A 14,673-nucleotide genomic window follows, 5' to 3' on the forward strand; every position below is an offset into this window, starting at 1 on the left:
TGGTCGAATGAACGGAAGGCGGGCGCAGGGTGCGCCGACGGCGGGAGGTGGCGCATGTCCGGTGGGGCGAGCGGGGTGCGGGTGCGGCTCGAGCCGTGGGAGGACAGCGCGCTCTGTCTGGAGCTGCTGCGCCGCGTCAACAGCCCGGAGATGACGAGCCACCTGGGCGGGCCGGAGAGCGAGGAGCGGATCCTGGTCCGCCACCGGCGGTACGCCGAGCTGACCGGGCCGGGCGCCGGGCGGATGTACCGGATCGTGCTGCCGGAGGGGGACGAGACGGCCGGCAGCATCGGGTACTGGGAGCGGGAGTGGCGGGGTGAGTCGGTGTACGAGACCGGCTGGACCGTGCTGCCGCCGTTCCAGGGGCGGGGGATCGCGGCCGCGGCCGCGAGGGAGGTGGCCCGGGCGGCCGCGGCGCAGCGGACCCATCGGTATCTGCACGCGTATCCGTCCGTCGGCCACCCCGCGTCGAACGGGGTGTGCCGCAAGGCCGGGTTCACGCTGCTCGGCGAGTGCGAGTTCGAGTATCCGGTGGGGACGATGATGCGGTGCAACGACTGGCGGCTGGAGCTGTGGCCGCCCTCCTAGCCGCTCACGGCGGTCTGCGTGTCCTGGGCGCCTTCGGCGGCCGGGGTGCGGGGGTGTGCGTAGTGCACGGAGAGGCCGGTGCGGCCCGGCAGGAGGTCGGGGCGGAGCACCAGGCGCTCGTCGTAGTCCCCGCCGTTCTGACGGCGGAACGGAATCGGCTCCTCGGTCGGCAGGGCGGCCAGCCGCTTCCGCAGCGCGGCGGCATGGGTTTCGTACGCCTCGGCCGGGACCCGGTCCGCGCCGTACACCACATACGGCGGCAGCACGGACATCCCGCTGTACCAGAAGGTGCCGTGGTGCAGCGGGAACAGCAGATCGCCGAGCTCGCCGTTGACGCCGCGCGGCCCCATGGTGGCCTCGGGCGCCCCGGCGGTCAGCACCACCATGGCGCGCTTACCGGCCAGCTTGCCGTCCCCGTAGCGCAGGGTGCGGCCGTCCGGCCCGATGATCCCGTAGGCGAAGCCCTTGACGAAGACGCGGTCGAACCAGCCCTTGAGGATGGCGGGCATGCCGTACCACCACAGGGGGAACTGCACGACGAGCGCATCGGCCCAGGCGATCTTCTCCTGTTCGGCGCGGATGTCCTCGCTGAGCGTCCCCGCGTCATAGGCGCGCCGCGAGGCGGCCCCGACGATGAGGCGTTCGTCCGCGTCATGCCGGAAGTCGGCGCCGTCCACCACCGGGTTCCAGCGCATCGCGTAGAGATCGGACAGCCGGTACTCATGGCCCGCCTCGCGCAGGGCACGCAGCCCCTCGTCGCGCAACGCACCGCTGAGGGACCGCTGTTCGGGGTGGGCGAATATCCACAGCACGTTCATGCCCACCATGCTCGGAAACCGGCCCCGGGGCCGACGAGTGGCTGGATGGCCAGGATGTACAAGGATCTGGCCAGTTCGGCGGGCGCGGGGACCAGTCTCGTGAGTGTGCGGGCCAGTCCCGTCGGCATGGGGACCAGCCCCAGGGGGTGTGCGGAGCGCGCGGATCCGGGCGGTCAGCTCCGCGCGCTGATCAGCGCCTCCACGCCGTCGAGGATCCGCTCCAGGCCGAAGACGAACTCGTCGTCGGGGCCGCCCGGGGTGTCGAACTCCCCGGTCCGCAGCGCCGCCGTCACGGCCGGGAAGTGCTCGGCGTCGGTCAGCTTCTCCAGCAGCCTGGCCCAGGACGCCATCGCGGACTCGGGGCTCTGCCCCTTGCGCCGGTGGGCCGCCAGGATGTCGAAGGTGATCCGGGCCTCGTTCCGGACGAAGCCGCTGACCAGCATCAGCACGGATATCTTCTCGCCCTCGCTGAGGTTCGTGCGGCGAAGGCAGGCCAGTCCGCGCTCCATCCAGGCCACCGAGTTGGGCGTCGAGGGCGGGCCGCTTACGGGTACGTTCACCGCCCACGGGTGGCGGGCGTAGGCGGTGCGCAGCGCCCGGGCCCAGTCGGTGAACCCGGCCCGCCAGTCCTTCGCCGGTTCGCCGGGCGGCGGCGGGCCGTAGGCCGCGTCCTCCATCAGCATCAGCAACTCGTCCTTGGCCGAGACATAGCGGTACAGGGACATCGTGGAGACGCCGAGCTCGGACGCGACCCGGCTCATGGAGACCGCGCCGAGGCCGTCCGCCGAGGCGATGCCGACGGCGGCGTCGACGATCCGGCCCAGGGTCAGCCCGGGGCGGGGTCCCTTGCCCGGGCGTTCCCGCAGTCCCCAGGCGGCCTCGATGCTCGCCGGCAGGCCGGTGCCGCTCTCCTCGGTGGCCATGGCCTCGGCCCTCCGTACCTACGTGCGCTGATGGTGGCTCGGTTGACCGCAATCCTAGGGTTATGTATACCCTACGCAGTAGCGCGTATGGCATACGCAGAGAGTGGAGCGGGGGAGGGATCATGGCCCATCGACCAGCCATCGAGGCGAGCGGCCTCGAGAAGGTCCTACGGGTCGGTGAAGGTGCTCAGGGGCGTCGATCTGTCGGTCGCGCCCGGCAGCGTCTTCGCGCTGCTCGGCCCCAACGGGGCGGGCAAGACGACGACCGTGCGGATCCTGGCCACGCTGACGCCACCGGACGCCGGGCGGGCCCGCGTCGCGGGCTTCGACGTCGTCGCCGACCGCCGCCGGGTCCGCCGCGCCATCAGCCTCACCGGGCAGTACGCCGCGGTGGACGAGATGCAGACCGGCGAGGAGAGCCTGGGGATGATGGGGCGGCTGACCCGGCTCGGCCGCGTCGGGTCCCGTGGCCGAGCGCGGGAACTGCTGGAGCGCTTCGACCTCACCGGCGCCGCCCGCCGCACCGTGGGCACCTACTCCGGCGCCGGCCGGTCGGCGACAGCGCCCGGCAGGCCCTGGTCTGGTGCGGCGGAATCCTGGGGGTGGCGGCCGGGCTGTCGGGCGTGCCCTTCCGCCGCCGCACCGGCTGAGCCCGCTGAGCCGCTGCTGCTGAGCCACTGAGCCACTCATCACTGAGCCGCTGAACCACTGGGGCGGGTTCCCGGCGGCGCCGTCAACGGGGGTCGGCGCCGCCGGGCAACTCAGCTGCCGTACGGATGGGTGGTCCGCGCCGTGCGCAGGGCCCGCGCCCACCAGGTGAGCTGGTCGAGCATGGCCCCGGCGGCGGCGTCCGGACCCTCGGGGTCCTTCAGCCGGCCGTCCTCTCCGAACAGCCCGCCCGCGTTGTGGAAGCTGACCGTGTCCCGGACGGTCACGGCGTGGACCTCGGCGAAGACCGGCCGCAGATGCTCGACCGCGCGCAGGCCCCCGGAGATGCCGCCGTAGGAGACGAAGCCGACCGGCTTGGCCTGCCACTGGGTGAAGTGCCAGTCGATCGCGTTCTTCAGGGAGGCGGGGTAGCTGTGGTTGTACTCGGGCGTGACCACGGCGAACGCGTCGGCCGCGTCCAGCCGGGGCGTCACGGCCTCCAGGGCCGCGACGTCCTCGGCGCCGGGACGGTGGGTGAGGGCCGTGGGCAGCGGGGTCTCGGCCAGGTCCACGACGTCGACGGTCATATCGGGGCGGAGCGTCGCATGACCGGCGAACCAGTCCGCGACCTTCGGCCCGAAGCGGCCGTCGCGGGTGCTGCCGATGATGATGGCGAGCCGGATGGGGGAGTCGGTGTCGGTGCCGGTGGCGGATGCGGACGTGGTGGTTGCCGTCAGGACGGCGGTGTCTGTTGTCATGGAACGAGCCTCGGACTTAAACAAAGGTTGAAGTCAAGCTACCCTCGGCACTATGACGCAACTGACCTGGAAGACCCATGAGCTCACGGTCGGCGAGCTCTCGCAGCGCAGCGGGGTGCCCGCCTCCGCGCTGCGCTTCTATGAGCGCGAGGGGCTGATCCACAGCCGCCGCACCTCCGGCAATCAGCGCCGCTACACCCGCGATACCCTCCGCCGCGTGGCCTTCGTCCGCTCCTCGCAGCGCGTCGGCATCCCGCTGGCGAGGATCCGGGAGGTCCTCGGGCTCTTCCCCGAGGACCACGTCCTCACCAAGGAGGACTGGGCACGGATCTCGGAGTGCTGGCACGCGGACCTCAACGAGCGCATCGAACAGCTGCAGAACCTCCGCGACCACCTCACCGACTGCATCGGCTGCGGCTGTCTGTCGATCGACAAGTGCGCGCTGGCGAACCCCTACGACCGGCTGGGCGAGCAGGGCGCGGGCGCGCGCCGACTGCTCAGGTCCAGCTGCTGAAGCCCTCAGCGTCTCAGAAGCCGTCGGGGCACCAGGGGCGGCGCGGGGTTCGCAGCAGCCGGTCCGCCAGCGCCGCGGCGCCCGGGCGCTCCTCGGCTATCCGGCCCAGCGAGGCGAGCCTGACCGCCGACTCGTCGCCCAGCCACAGCGTGCTCAACTCGCCGATGTCCATGGTCAGATCTGCCGGGCGGCCCGTGGTCGCACACGCCGCGCCGTCGGGGCCCGCCTCCAGGAAGTAGCGGCCCCCGGCCAGCCCGGCGGCATCGCGCAGCTCGAGCACCAGCGAGCCCTCGGCCGGGTATGTACGGGTCTCGAGCAGCTGGGGCACATCCAGCGGGCGCAGCCACAGCCAGTCGGCATAGGTGGTGATCTGGGCGGCGCGCGGATCGCCGAGCAGCAGCGGGAGCAGATCGTCCGGGGCGCGCCGGCCGGTGTGGACCCGGGTCACCCAGTCGACCGAGAGCAGGAAGTGCCACAGCGCCCGCTCGGCGGCCGGGGTGACCGTGGTCAGCGCGAGCACGGTGGCGGTGTTGTGCGGTCGTTTGTTGCCCTCCCAGTGGTCGTCCGCCGTATAGGCGAGCAGTCCGTCCACCGAGCCGTCGGGGGAGCGGTAGAGCACATAGAACGGCTCGGTCCAGGGGCGGTTGGGCAACCGCCGCTGACCGGTGTTGATCCGCCACCAGTGGTCCGGACGGTCGATGGCGCCGTGCTGCCGGGCGCGCAGCCGCTCATGCAGGGCGGGGCCCAGCTTCCGCACCTCGTCGGCGTCGGCGAAGTCGACCCGGCCGCCGTCCACCGGAGCCGAGTGGCGCGGGTCGAGGCCCGCACGGGGGACGTCCACCTCCCATTCGGTGATCCAGGTGGCCGGGCCGAAGCCGTACCGCCCGTAGATCGGATACTCGGCCGCGATCAGGGTGGCCACCGCCTCGCCCCGCTCCTTGGCGGCGCGCAGATCGTGCTCCATCATCCGGCTGAGCAGGCCCCGGCGGCGGTGGGTGGGCGACACCGCGACATTGCTGATCGCGTCGGCCGGGACATCCGCACCGCCGACCGCCGTCAGCCGCTGGGCGAAGCTGCGGAAGGTGGCCACGCAGCGGTCCCCGTCGAAGACCCCCTGCGTGCGGGACAGATCTATCTGCTCCCGCCGCAGCTCCACCTCCTCCTTCGGCGCCTCCGGCGGACGCAGGAAGCCGGTGTTGAGCGCGACGGTCCAGTGGCTGAGGTCGGAATCGGCGAGTGGGGTGCGGAGTTCGAGGGCCATGCGCACACGCTAAGCGGCCGCCGCCACCGGCCGCACGCCGATTTCCACAGCCCTCGGACCAGGTCATTTCATCACACCGCACCCTGTGGACAGCTTGGCGAGCACTCCGCGAACAGCTCCGGTGAGTACCGCGCGAACAGCTCCCTGAGCACCGTGCGAACAGCTCCCTGAGCACCGTGCGAACAGCACCCTGAGCACCCCGCGGGCAGCCCGTCGCTGCCTACGCCAGCAGGTCGTCCACCTGCGCCTCCCCCTCGCGGTACCGGCGGGCGATCTCCGCGCTGCAGCCGTCCGCCGTGCGCTGGAGCTCCTGCCGCCGCCGTGACACCTGCTGCTCATGGCCGACGAGGCGGGCCATCGCGCCGTGCAGTTCCTCGTCCGTGCGGGCCCGCAGATCGGACAGGCCCACCTCGGCCAGCATCTCCTCGGCCAGCCGCTCGTACTCCGCGTCCTGCGGCGTCCCGAGGGTGACATGCCGGGCCGAGGAGCGGTGCCGTGGGGGGAGGTCCGCGAGGATCTCCGGCAGCCGGTCCACCAGCGCGGCGGGCGGCTGGGCCGAGGCAGCCGCGGGCGCCGGGTCACGGCGGTGGCCCAGCTCCGCGCGGAGGATGTCGATCCGCCCCTGCAGCAGTCTGCGCAGATAGCTCAGATCCGCCTCCTCGCGCTGTGCCGAGCGGCGCAGCGCCCGCAGCTCCGGCAGCCGCAGAGCGTTCAGACCGCTCGCGGCCGCGGACGTGGACGTCACGGCCGGCGCCGTCACGGCGGCGGAGTCGGCCAGCCGCCCGCCGCGCTGGCTCGGCGGCCGCGGCGGCAGCAGGCCCTCGGTGGCCATGGGCTGGCCGGTGCCCGATGTGGTCATTGGTGTCCGTCCCCTCCAGCGATGCGTCGTTCCCGCAGTTCCTGCCCGCCTGCACCGCCTGCACGCATCGTGCCACCAGTGATGCTCCCTGTGCAGCGGCTCTCCACCCGATCGGCCCCGGATGGACGCACGGCATGATGGTCGCCATGCGTGCTGTGGTACAGAGAGTGGACGGGGCGAGCGTCGTCGTGGACGGCGAGACCGTCGGCGAGATCGTCGGCCAGGGGCTGTGCGTACTGGTCGGGGTGACGCATGACGACACCCCGGAGAAGGCGGCCCAGCTCGCCCGCAAGCTGTGGTCCGTAAGGATGCTCCACGACGAGAAGTCCTGCTCGGACCTGGACGCTCCGCTGCTGGTCATCAGCCAGTTCACGCTCTACGGCGACGCCCGTAAGGGGCGCCGTCCCACCTGGAACGCGGCGGCGCCCGGCGGGGTCGCCGAACCGCTCGTCGACGAGGTGGTGGCCCAGCTGCGGAAGCTGGGCGCGCACGTGGAAACGGGCCGGTTCGGAGCGGCCATGAAGGTCTCGCTCACGAACGACGGCCCGTTCACGGTGCTCGTCGAGGTCTAGCCCAACCGCGAGGTCCAGCCCAACCGAGAGATCCAGCCCGACCGCGGGATCCAGCCGAACCGCGAGGTCCGGTGGACCGGCAGCGGCTTCACGGCTCCACGACCGTCTCCTGTGCGGCGGCCGTGGAGTCCGCGATCAGCTCCGCGTCCACCGGCACATTGCGCTTGACCAGCGCGAGCGCGATCGGCCCCAGCTCGTGGTGGCGGGCCGAGGAGGTGATGAAGCCCAGCTGGCGGCCCTCCTCGCCCTCCGAGGCCAGCCGTATGGGCGCGCCGTGGGACGGCAGCGCCACCTCGCTGCCGTCGAGGTGGAGGAAGACCAGCCGGCGCGGTGGCTTGCCCAGGTTCTGCACCCGGGCGACGGTCTCCTGGCCGCGGTAGCAGCCCTTCTGCAGATGGACGGCGGAGCCGATCCAGCCCAGTTCGTGCGGGATGGTGCGGTGGTCGGTCTCCAGGCCGACCCGCGGCCGGTGGGCCTCGACCCGCAGCGCCTCGTACGCCAGCACCCCGATCGGCGGGCCGCTCGCCTCGGCGAAGGCGGTAAGGCGCTCACGCGGCAGGAAGAGGTCCCGGCCGTGCGGGGTCTCGCGGACGACGGCGTCCTCGGGGGCCTCGGTGATGCTCCCCGCCGGAAGGTGGACGACCGCGTACTCCTCGGTGCGATCAGCGATGTCCACCCGGTAGAAGAACTTCATGCTCTCCAGGTAGGCGATCAGATCGCCCTGGCTGTCGGGCTCCACATGGGCCCAGGTGGTTTCGCCGTCGTCGACGAGGTAGAGCGCGTGTTCGATATGGCCGTGGGCGGAGAGGATCAGGGCTTCGGTGGCCTGGCCCGGCGGGAGTTCGCTGACGTGCTGGGTGAGCAGCAGATGCAGCCAGCTGAGCCGGTCGGCACCGCTGACCGTGACCACTCCGCGGTGCGAGAGGTCCACGAAGCCGGTGCCGTCGGCGAGCGCGCGCTGCTCGCGGAACAGGTCGCCGTAGTGGGCGGCGACGCCTTCGTCGGGGCCCTCGCCGGGGACGGCGCCGGGCAGCGACAGCAAAGGGCTCTTCATGAACTCAGCCTACGACCTGCGGGCTCGGCCTTCACCGGAGCGGTTTCCGGCGTCGTCTCCCCCGCGCCGCGCGGCCTTTCCGCCGAGTTGCCCGGCCTCTCCGCCGAGCTGCGCGGTCTCTCCGGCGCGCTGCCGGGCGGAGCAGGAGGCACACTGGCCGAAGATCGCGAAGTGCTTCAGATCGGTGTCGAAGCCGAAGTCCGCCCGGAGCTGCCGGGTGAAGGCGTCGGCCACGGAGACATCGGCCTCGATCACATCCGTGCAGTCCCGGCACACCATATGGATGTGATGGTGCCGGTCGGCCAGGTGGTACGTGGGGGCGCCGTGGCCGAGATGGGCATGGCTGACCAGGCCCAGCTCCTCCAGCAGCTCCAGCGTGCGATAGACCGTGGAGATGTTGACGCCGCTCGCGGTGCGGCGCACCTCGGTGAGGATCTCGTCCGGAGTGGCGTGCTCCAGATGATCGACGGCTTCGAGCACGAGCTGGCGCTGCGGGGTCAGACGGTAGCCGCGCTCCCGCAGATCGCTCTTCCAGTCGGTGGTCGCCACGGTGCAAGTGTAGGCGGGCCCGCGATGACCGGCCGGACGCGCAGGGGCAGAACCGGACGCGGTACGGAGGAGCCGGACTCGGCGGGGGTCGGAAGCCGGATCCGGGAGCCGGAAGCCGGGAGCCGGAGAGCTCAGCGGAAGAAGGCGATCCCGTCGTCCGGCAGGTCCTTGAGGTCCTTGGCCCACTCCCGGGGGTCCACGACCTTCTTCAGGTGCGCGGACATGTACGGGCGCAGCTCGACCTCGGGGGTGGCCTTCTCGCCGACCCACATCAGATCGCTGTTGACGTAGCCGTACAGCCGCTTGCCGCCCGAGTACGGGGCCGCGTGGGCGGTGCGCGCCACCGCGTCCGTCGCCAGGTCGATCTGCGGCTTGCCCTCCGCGAGCTCGCCGTACCAGACCTCGATGATGCCCTGGTCCCGGCTCATCACGACCTCGACCTTACGGTCCTTGTCGATCCGCCAGTAGCCGGACTCGGTCTCCAGGGGACGGACCTTCTTGCCCTCGGAGTCCAGCACCCAGGTGTGCGAGACGTACTCGATGAAGTCACGGCCGTCGTGCGTGAAGGTGGCCTCCTGGCCGAAGTTGCACTTCTCGGCCCCGGGGAAGTCCGAGACGCCGGCCCCTTCCCAGTTGCCCAGGAGGAAGGCGAGCGGCACGAGGTCCGGGTGGAGGTCGGACGGAATCTGGATCATGAATTCAGGCGATCTGTCGAGAGTCGAGCCGTGGTGGCGGGGCGGGAGCGGTTCAGCGCTGGCCCTGGTACAGCTTCTTCCAGGTCAGCGCGGCGAAGCCGAGCGTGGCCACGGCGACCAGGATCATCAGGGTGGTGAAGACTGCCTCAAGCACGAGCGCGCTCCTCGGAACAGATGACGGACGGCACCGAGTCTAGTCGGCACCGGGACGGCCGGTGGAGACAGGTGGCCGTGCGGCGCCGGGGCCGGGTGCCGAGCCTAAGGTTGACGCATGGCGAAGAAGCTGGTGATCAAGGTGACCGCGGGCGCGGACGCTCCCGAGCGGTGCTCCCAGGCGTTCACGGTGGCGGCGGTGGCCGCGGCGAGCGGGGTCGAGGTCTCGCTCTGGCTGACCGGGGAGTCGACGTGGTTCGCGCTGCCGGGCCGGGCTGCGGAGTTCGAGCTTCCGCATGCCGCGCCGCTTCCGGATCTGATCGACGGCATCCTTACGGGCGGCGGAACGATCACGGTGTGCACACAGTGTGCCGCGCGGCGGGAGATCGAGGAGAAGGATTTGATCGAGGGTGCCCGGATCGCGGGTGCGCAGGTCTTCGTGAGCGAGATCATGCCGGACGGCGTCCAGGCGCTCGTGTACTAGGGGGCGGGTGACGGCTCTTGACGCCTGCGGCGGGCTGTTCCCCTCCCCGCCCCTTCCCGAAACTGGGGCTCCGCCCCAGGCCTCGCTCCTCAAGCGCCGGAGGGGCTGGGAGGTGGGGCTCCGCCCCAGGCCTCGCTCCTCAAGCGCCGGAGGGGCTGGAAGGCGGGGCTCCGCCCCAGACCCCGGGGTCTCAGCCGTGAAGCCCCTGCCACGCGGCGGAGCCGCATATCGATGCTGCGGGCAGGTCAATGCCGGTGGTTGTGCTCGTCCAGCTCCCGCCACCACCGGTCGGACTCCTCGTCCCCCGATTCGTCCCACCACCGGTCGTCCGGGCCCCGGCGATTGGCGACGATCGCGGCCAGGGGCGGGATCACCATGGCGACGATGCACATCGCGACCGCGGCGGGGACGGACCACAGGCGCACAAAGGCCCACGCCGAGATGAAGAGCGTCAGACACGCGCCCATCAGGAAGAAGTATGCGTGGCGGCGTCGCGCGTACATACGTCCAGCGTACGTCCGGGACCGCCGCACCGACAGACGAAGGACCCCGGCGCCCACGGACCAAAGCCCCCGCCTCGACGGACGAAGGGCCGCACCCCGCCGAGGCGTCCAACCCCGGGGTGCGGCCCTCCGGCCGTGCGTCACGACGCGTCGTAGCGCGTCAGACGGCGATGGCGACCTCCGCCAGCCCGCCCTTCTGGGCGACGACGGTGCGGTCCGCGGTGCCGCCGGGAACCAGGGCGCGCAGCGTCCACGTGCCCTCCGCGGCGTAGAAGCGGAACTGTCCGGTCGCGGAGGTGGGGACCTCGGCGGTGAACTCGCCGGTGCTGTCCAGCAGCCGCACGTAACCGGTGACGGGCTCGCCGTCGCGGGTCACCGAACCCTGGATCGTGGTCTCACCGGGCTTGATCGTCGAGGCGTCGGGGCCGCCGGCCTTGGCTCCACACATGGATGTCTGTCCTTACGTTCGGGGGAGAGGGGTCAGCTGTCGGAGCCGAGCTCGACCGGCACGCCGACCAGCGAGCCGTACTCGGTCCAGGAGCCGTCGTAGTTCTTGACGTTGCTCTGGCCCAGGAGCTCGTGCAGGACGAACCAGGTGTGAGCGGAGCGCTCACCGATGCGGCAGTAGGCGATGGTGTCCTTCGACAGGTCCACGCCCGCGCCCTCGTAGATCTCCTTGAGCTCGTCGTCGGACTTGAAGGTGCCGTCGTCGTTGGCCGACTTCGACCACGGGATGTTGCGGGCGCTCGGGACGTGGCCCGGACGCTGCGACTGCTCCTGCGGGAGGTGGGCCGGGGCGAGCAGCTTGCCGGAGAACTCGTCGGGGGAGCGCACGTCGACCAGGTTCAGCGAGCCGATGGCGTCCACGACCTCGTCGCGGAAGGCGCGGATGGAGGTGTCCTGCGGCTTGGCCTTGTACTCGGTCCGCGCGCGGGTCGGCACCTCGGCGACCAGGTCGCGGGAGTCCAGCTCCCACTTCTTGCGGCCGCCGTCGAGCAGCTTGACGTCCTGGTGGCCGTAGAGCTTGAAGTACCAGTAGGCGTACGCCGCGAACCAGTTGTTGTTGCCGCCGTAGAGGACGACCGTGTCGTCGTTGCCGATGCCCTTCTCCGACAGGAGCTTCTCGAAGCCGGCCTGGTCGACGAAGTCACGGCGCACCGGGTCCTGGAGGTCCTGCTTCCAGTCGATCCGGATGGCGTTCTTGATGTGGTTCTTGTCGTAGGCCGAGGTGTCCTCGTCCACCTCGACGATGACCGTCTTGGGGTCGTCGATACGGGCCTGGACCCAGTCGGCGTCCACCAGGACGTCACTGCGGCTCATGTTTCTCTCCTCCGGGGCAGTTGCGGCGGTACGGGCACGCTCACGACGCGGCGCCGCGCGGGGCGTGCGGCGAGCGTACGAGCGAAGGTGCGGGAGGGCCCGGCTGACGGGCCGAAGAGGGGTGCCGGTCCGTGGCGTGTGCGGACCACGTCCGATTCAGACGGTGCGACAGAGCATGGCGGCGACGCGGCACAGGTCGACTGCCCGCCGCTTCGTGAGATCCGCCTGTCGCTTCATGGGTCCGATCGTAGGGACGGACGGGCGGGCATGTCACCGGAGTGTCGCATCATGAGACGCTATCGTCCGGAATGTGAGATGAGAGAAGCGTGAACGGCCGGGAGGCGCGGCCGGAGGGGGCTGCGGCGGGCAGGAGTGTCCATAGGAGCGGACATGATCGTCTCAGTGAATGGACCAGGGGCGTGATCGGACGCCCCTGGTACTGATCGCGTCAGCCCGTCAGCTGGACGTTATTACCCGCGACCGAGACGTCTATGCCGTCCTTGGAGGTCTCCACCTTCTCCAGCCGCATGCCGGTGGGCAGCCCCTCGATCTTCCGCTCCATATCGGTCTTCTCGCGCACCTTGTCCTCCCACTGGGGGATGCTGCCGCCCGGGATGGACTCGGCGTGCAGCCGGATGGTGTTGCCGTTCACGATGGTGACCTGGGAGTGGGCGGTGAGGCTGAAGCCCAGCAGACTGCCGGTGATCTTGACCTTGTTGGTGCCCGACGGGTCGTAGGCGACCGTGATCCCCGGACCGGCGGCCTGTGACAGGTCCGCGTAGCTGATGTGGGCCGAGCCGGTGGCCCGGTCGGCGCTGGCCGACGAGAAGTTGCCCGAGATGCGGACGTTGTGCAGCTGGGCGTCGAGTTCGGTGACCCGGACGCTGCGGCCGTCGCCCGCGTCCGTCGTCAGCCCGTCCACGCCGACGTCGACCTCGTCCAGCTCCTTGCCCGCGACCTGGGTGAGGAACGGGAAGCCCTTGATCGAGACATTGGGCGTGGTGGTCAGGGACTGAGAAGTCTTGATCTTGTCGGCCGCCTTGGACTCGGCCATGTACACCGCGATGCGGTCGGCGGCCACGAAGAGGCCGCCGAGTATCACGACGACGATCAGTGTGATGCGTAGTGCGCGCATGTGCGTGGGTCCCCCAGGCTCTCGCTCAGGCCCTCGCGCCTGAGGCTGCGAGCCTATCCGGAGCGGCTGAACGGGAGCCGGGGAGTCAGCCCAGGGCGCGGCCGATCACATAGACCACGGGGGCGGCGGCCGCGAGCGGCAGCGCCACGCCGGCCGTCATATGGACGAAGCGCGAGGGGTAGTCGTAAGCGGCGACCCGGTGGCCGATCAGCGCGCACGCCCCGGCCGCGAACCCGAGCAGGGCGGCGGTGGACGTGCCCGTTCCGGTGAGCTGTCCGGCCCCGACCCCGGCGCCCGTGGCGGCCGCCAGCGCGACCACGACGGCGGCGGCGGTCGGCAGCGGCAGCGCCCGGACGAGCACGGCCACGGCGACGGCGGCCGCGCCCACCACCACGGCGTCCGAGGACTCGGCGACGGCGGCCAGATGGCCGGCCGCGAGTACGGCGAGGGCCGTGGCGGCCACGGCGGCCGTAAGGCCGTACAGCCGCTCGTCCGGGGAGGCGTGGCTGCGCAGCTGGAGGATCAGCACCAGCAGCAGCCAGACGCCGATGGTGCCGATGACGACCGTAGGGGCGTGCGCGGGCTCGGTGGCGAGCAGGGCGACGTCGGCGGCAAGGCCGCCCGCGAAGGCGAGTGCGATGCCCTGCCGGGCGGGCCACATGCCGTTCAGCCGGAACCAGCCCGCCGCCGTGACCGCCTGGAGAGCCGCCACCGCGACGGCGACGGCCGGGCGGCCCAGCGGCGCGGTGGCCGCGAGCAGCGCGGCGAGCACGGAGGTCAGCACGGCGGGGACGAACCCCGGGTGGAGGATCTGCGGACGGCCCTCGGCCTTGGCCTTCTCGGCGGCGGTGAGCGGCCGGTCGGGCTGCGGGGCGGGCGGCTCGGCGGTCGCGGTCGCGGCCTGTGCCCGCGGCGGGGCCGGGGCCTGAGCCTGTACCGGGGGCTGTGCCTGTGCCGGGGGCTGGGGCGGTGCCGGGGCCCGAGGTGGCGCCTGGGACGGGTCGGCGGGCTGGTGGTACGGGTGCTGCTGCTGATCCCAACCCTGGGCGTACTGGCCCTGGTGCCCTTGGTGGCCCTGGTGCGGCTGCCGGCCCTGCTGCCCCTGGTGGCCGTGCTGGGCGGCGGCGTAGGGATCCGCGTACGGCTGCTGCTGGTACTGCTGCTGCGGGTGCTGGTACTGCTGCGGCTGGGCCTGGGCGTACCCCTGCTGCTGCGGATACCCCGCGTACCCCTGCCAATCGGTCGGCTGCTGGGCACCCTGGCCATTGCCGCCGTGAGCGCCGTTGCCACCGGGACCGCCGTGGCCGCCATGACCGCCGTGGCCGCCATGGCCGCCGTAAGGATGCGCGCTCTGGTCGTATCCCCCATAAGGAGCCGCGTACGACCCGTACGGGGGATACGGCTGCTGCGGCTGCTGGCCCGGCGGCTGCTGGCCCTGCTGCTGGTGAGGCTCCTGGGGCTGATGTGGCTCGTGGGGCTGGTGCGGCTGGTTGCTCATGAGCTCGGGGTTCACCCTCCTGCGAACGGCGGGAGCACCTCGACCGTGCCGCCCTCGGCGAGTTGGATCGTCTTGTGGTCACGGGTGCCGACCGGGGTTCCGTCGACCAGGAACGAACAGCGCAGCAGGACCCGCGCGAACTCCGGTCGTGCGGTGTGCCGCTGCCGGGCCGCGTCGAGCGCCTCCGCCAGCGTCCACGCGGTGTACGTCTCCTCCGCGGTCCCGGCCGCCGCGCGGGCCGCGGCCCAGTACCGGATGGTCCCGGCGGGCGTGCTCATCATCGCCATCGCGATCCCTTTCCCGTCATCTGCCGCCTCCATGATGACGGGTGCGGGGCCGCG

At 71.6% G+C, this 14,673-nt stretch carries 19 protein-coding genes and 1 pseudogene; 5 read left to right on the plus strand and 15 right to left on the minus strand.

The annotated features are described in order from the left end of the window. The first annotated feature begins 54 nt into the window (after nucleotides 1–54). Nucleotides 55–588: a GNAT family N-acetyltransferase gene (locus IEJ02_RS33660; protein WP_191068300.1), complete on the plus strand. Its 534-nt coding sequence runs from the start codon at nucleotides 55–57 to the stop codon at nucleotides 586–588. Here the strand turns inward: IEJ02_RS33660 and IEJ02_RS33665 are convergent. Next, nucleotides 585–1,406, minus strand: a complete 822-nt coding sequence (locus tag IEJ02_RS33665; RefSeq protein WP_191068301.1) for an NAD(P)H-dependent oxidoreductase — start codon at nucleotides 1,404–1,406, stop codon at nucleotides 585–587. The genes IEJ02_RS33660 and IEJ02_RS33665 overlap by 4 nt on opposite strands. A 173-nt stretch (nucleotides 1,407–1,579) precedes the next feature. After that, on the minus strand, nucleotides 1,580–2,329 hold the full coding sequence (locus IEJ02_RS33670; RefSeq protein ID WP_191068302.1) for a TetR/AcrR family transcriptional regulator: 750 nt from the start codon (nucleotides 2,327–2,329) through the stop codon (nucleotides 1,580–1,582). Nucleotides 2,330–2,451: 122 nt separating this feature from the next. Here IEJ02_RS33670 and IEJ02_RS33675 point away from each other — a divergent pair. Next, nucleotides 2,452–2,881, plus strand: a pseudogene (locus IEJ02_RS33675) (ATP-binding cassette domain-containing protein); the annotation flags it as partial. Between the two features lie 209 nt (nucleotides 2,882–3,090). Here IEJ02_RS33675 and IEJ02_RS33680 read toward each other — a convergent pair. Then, nucleotides 3,091–3,735 (minus strand): NADPH-dependent FMN reductase, encoded by a 645-nt coding sequence (locus IEJ02_RS33680; RefSeq protein ID WP_191068303.1) that lies wholly within the window; start codon nucleotides 3,733–3,735, stop codon nucleotides 3,091–3,093. Nucleotides 3,736–3,787: 52 nt separating this feature from the next. Here IEJ02_RS33680 and soxR point away from each other — a divergent pair, with 52 nt between their 5' ends. Beyond that, nucleotides 3,788–4,249 carry a redox-sensitive transcriptional activator SoxR gene (gene soxR, locus IEJ02_RS33685; RefSeq protein WP_191068304.1) on the plus strand — a complete coding sequence of 154 codons (462 nt, stop codon included), beginning with the start codon at nucleotides 3,788–3,790 and terminating at the stop codon, nucleotides 4,247–4,249. A gap of 13 nt (nucleotides 4,250–4,262) precedes the next feature. Here the strand turns inward: soxR and IEJ02_RS33690 are convergent, their stop codons facing one another. After that, nucleotides 4,263–5,510 carry a GNAT family N-acetyltransferase gene (locus IEJ02_RS33690; RefSeq protein ID WP_191068305.1) on the minus strand — a complete coding sequence of 416 codons (1,248 nt, stop codon included), beginning with the start codon at nucleotides 5,508–5,510 and terminating at the stop codon, nucleotides 4,263–4,265. Nucleotides 5,511–5,730: 220 nt separating this feature from the next. Then, complete coding sequence (locus tag IEJ02_RS33695; RefSeq protein WP_191068306.1) at nucleotides 5,731–6,369, minus strand: RsiG family protein; 639 nt, start codon at nucleotides 6,367–6,369, stop codon at nucleotides 5,731–5,733. 146 nt (nucleotides 6,370–6,515) lie between these two features. Between IEJ02_RS33695 and dtd the strand changes: the two genes are divergently transcribed. Then, nucleotides 6,516–6,941 carry a D-aminoacyl-tRNA deacylase gene (gene dtd, locus IEJ02_RS33700; RefSeq protein ID WP_137978918.1) on the plus strand — a complete coding sequence of 142 codons (426 nt, stop codon included), beginning with the start codon at nucleotides 6,516–6,518 and terminating at the stop codon, nucleotides 6,939–6,941. 88 nt (nucleotides 6,942–7,029) lie between these two features. Here dtd and ygfZ read toward each other — a convergent pair whose 3' ends face one another. The 3 genes from ygfZ to IEJ02_RS33715 form a co-directional block, all read right to left on the minus strand. Continuing rightward, nucleotides 7,030–7,995, minus strand: coding sequence for a CAF17-like 4Fe-4S cluster assembly/insertion protein YgfZ (gene ygfZ / locus IEJ02_RS33705; RefSeq protein ID WP_191068307.1), 966 nt, complete (start codon nucleotides 7,993–7,995; stop codon nucleotides 7,030–7,032). Between the two features lie 9 nt (nucleotides 7,996–8,004). After that, nucleotides 8,005–8,544 carry a Fur family transcriptional regulator gene (locus IEJ02_RS33710; protein WP_191068308.1) on the minus strand — a complete coding sequence of 180 codons (540 nt, stop codon included), beginning with the start codon at nucleotides 8,542–8,544 and terminating at the stop codon, nucleotides 8,005–8,007. A 131-nt stretch (nucleotides 8,545–8,675) separates the two neighbouring features. Further along, nucleotides 8,676–9,239 carry a heme-binding beta-barrel domain-containing protein gene (locus IEJ02_RS33715; protein WP_137978920.1) on the minus strand — a complete coding sequence of 188 codons (564 nt, stop codon included), beginning with the start codon at nucleotides 9,237–9,239 and terminating at the stop codon, nucleotides 8,676–8,678. 271 nt (nucleotides 9,240–9,510) lie between these two features. Here IEJ02_RS33715 and IEJ02_RS33720 point away from each other — a divergent pair, with 271 nt between their 5' ends. Then, nucleotides 9,511–9,876, plus strand: a complete 366-nt coding sequence (locus tag IEJ02_RS33720; RefSeq protein WP_014053928.1) for a DsrE family protein — start codon at nucleotides 9,511–9,513, stop codon at nucleotides 9,874–9,876. Nucleotides 9,877–10,121: 245 nt separating this feature from the next. Here the strand turns inward: IEJ02_RS33720 and IEJ02_RS33725 are convergent, their stop codons facing one another. From IEJ02_RS33725 to IEJ02_RS33750, 7 genes are all read right to left on the minus strand, one after another. Then, complete coding sequence (locus IEJ02_RS33725) at nucleotides 10,122–10,379, minus strand: DUF3099 domain-containing protein (RefSeq protein WP_014053929.1); 258 nt, start codon at nucleotides 10,377–10,379, stop codon at nucleotides 10,122–10,124. Nucleotides 10,380–10,539: 160 nt separating this feature from the next. Next, nucleotides 10,540–10,827, minus strand: coding sequence for a DUF1416 domain-containing protein (locus IEJ02_RS33730; RefSeq protein ID WP_028814639.1), 288 nt, complete (start codon nucleotides 10,825–10,827; stop codon nucleotides 10,540–10,542). Between the two features lie 32 nt (nucleotides 10,828–10,859). Next, nucleotides 10,860–11,699: a sulfurtransferase gene (locus IEJ02_RS33735; RefSeq protein WP_191068309.1), complete on the minus strand. Its 840-nt coding sequence runs from the start codon at nucleotides 11,697–11,699 to the stop codon at nucleotides 10,860–10,862. Nucleotides 11,700–11,855: 156 nt separating this feature from the next. Continuing rightward, nucleotides 11,856–11,936: a putative leader peptide gene (locus tag IEJ02_RS50900; RefSeq protein WP_350203226.1), complete on the minus strand. Its 81-nt coding sequence runs from the start codon at nucleotides 11,934–11,936 to the stop codon at nucleotides 11,856–11,858. Between the two features lie 211 nt (nucleotides 11,937–12,147). Then, on the minus strand, nucleotides 12,148–12,834 hold the full coding sequence (locus tag IEJ02_RS33740; RefSeq protein WP_191068310.1) for an LmeA family phospholipid-binding protein: 687 nt from the start codon (nucleotides 12,832–12,834) through the stop codon (nucleotides 12,148–12,150). 85 nt (nucleotides 12,835–12,919) lie between these two features. Continuing rightward, the gene (locus IEJ02_RS33745) at nucleotides 12,920–14,332 is read right to left on the minus strand and encodes a hypothetical protein (RefSeq protein ID WP_191068311.1); all 1,413 of its coding nucleotides are present in this window, start codon (nucleotides 14,330–14,332) and stop codon (nucleotides 12,920–12,922) included. Between the two features lie 11 nt (nucleotides 14,333–14,343). Then, nucleotides 14,344–14,619, minus strand: a complete 276-nt coding sequence (locus IEJ02_RS33750) for a MoaD/ThiS family protein (protein WP_174890267.1) — start codon at nucleotides 14,617–14,619, stop codon at nucleotides 14,344–14,346. Nucleotides 14,620–14,673: the final 54 nt, after the last annotated feature.

Origin of the sequence: Streptomyces sp. 5-10, assembly GCF_014712245.1 — a bacterium.
GTDB classification, from domain to species: domain Bacteria; phylum Actinomycetota; class Actinomycetes; order Streptomycetales; family Streptomycetaceae; genus Streptomyces; species Streptomyces violaceusniger.

What these genes read in the sequence shown, in the direction of transcription:
- IEJ02_RS33670 (WP_191068302.1), bottom strand. Translation starts at nt 2,329, where the DNA reads ATGGCCACCGAGGAGAGCGGCACCGGCCTGCCGGCGAGCATCGAGGCC.
- IEJ02_RS33730 (WP_028814639.1), bottom strand. Translation starts at nt 10,827, where the DNA reads ATGTGTGGAGCCAAGGCCGGCGGCCCCGACGCCTCGACGATCAAGCCC.
- IEJ02_RS33720 (WP_014053928.1), top strand. Translation starts at nt 9,511, where the DNA reads ATGGCGAAGAAGCTGGTGATCAAGGTGACCGCGGGCGCGGACGCTCCC.
- IEJ02_RS33745 (WP_191068311.1), bottom strand. Translation starts at nt 14,332, where the DNA reads ATGAGCAACCAGCCGCACCAGCCCCACGAGCCACATCAGCCCCAGGAG.
- ygfZ (WP_191068307.1), bottom strand. Translation starts at nt 7,995, where the DNA reads ATGAAGAGCCCTTTGCTGTCGCTGCCCGGCGCCGTCCCCGGCGAGGGC.
- IEJ02_RS33680 (WP_191068303.1), bottom strand. Translation starts at nt 3,735, where the DNA reads ATGACAACAGACACCGCCGTCCTGACGGCAACCACCACGTCCGCATCC.
- IEJ02_RS33715 (WP_137978920.1), bottom strand. Translation starts at nt 9,239, where the DNA reads ATGATCCAGATTCCGTCCGACCTCCACCCGGACCTCGTGCCGCTCGCC.
- IEJ02_RS33725 (WP_014053929.1), bottom strand. Translation starts at nt 10,379, where the DNA reads ATGTACGCGCGACGCCGCCACGCATACTTCTTCCTGATGGGCGCGTGT.
- dtd (WP_137978918.1), top strand. Translation starts at nt 6,516, where the DNA reads ATGCGTGCTGTGGTACAGAGAGTGGACGGGGCGAGCGTCGTCGTGGAC.
- IEJ02_RS33690 (WP_191068305.1), bottom strand. Translation starts at nt 5,510, where the DNA reads ATGGCCCTCGAACTCCGCACCCCACTCGCCGATTCCGACCTCAGCCAC.
- IEJ02_RS33735 (WP_191068309.1), bottom strand. Translation starts at nt 11,699, where the DNA reads ATGAGCCGCAGTGACGTCCTGGTGGACGCCGACTGGGTCCAGGCCCGT.
- IEJ02_RS33750 (WP_174890267.1), bottom strand. Translation starts at nt 14,619, where the DNA reads ATGGCGATGATGAGCACGCCCGCCGGGACCATCCGGTACTGGGCCGCG.
- IEJ02_RS50900 (WP_350203226.1), bottom strand. Translation starts at nt 11,936, where the DNA reads ATGAAGCGACAGGCGGATCTCACGAAGCGGCGGGCAGTCGACCTGTGC.
- IEJ02_RS33695 (WP_191068306.1), bottom strand. Translation starts at nt 6,369, where the DNA reads ATGACCACATCGGGCACCGGCCAGCCCATGGCCACCGAGGGCCTGCTG.
- soxR (WP_191068304.1), top strand. Translation starts at nt 3,788, where the DNA reads ATGACGCAACTGACCTGGAAGACCCATGAGCTCACGGTCGGCGAGCTC.
- IEJ02_RS33665 (WP_191068301.1), bottom strand. Translation starts at nt 1,406, where the DNA reads ATGAACGTGCTGTGGATATTCGCCCACCCCGAACAGCGGTCCCTCAGC.
- IEJ02_RS33740 (WP_191068310.1), bottom strand. Translation starts at nt 12,834, where the DNA reads ATGCGCGCACTACGCATCACACTGATCGTCGTCGTGATACTCGGCGGC.
- IEJ02_RS33660 (WP_191068300.1), top strand. Translation starts at nt 55, where the DNA reads ATGTCCGGTGGGGCGAGCGGGGTGCGGGTGCGGCTCGAGCCGTGGGAG.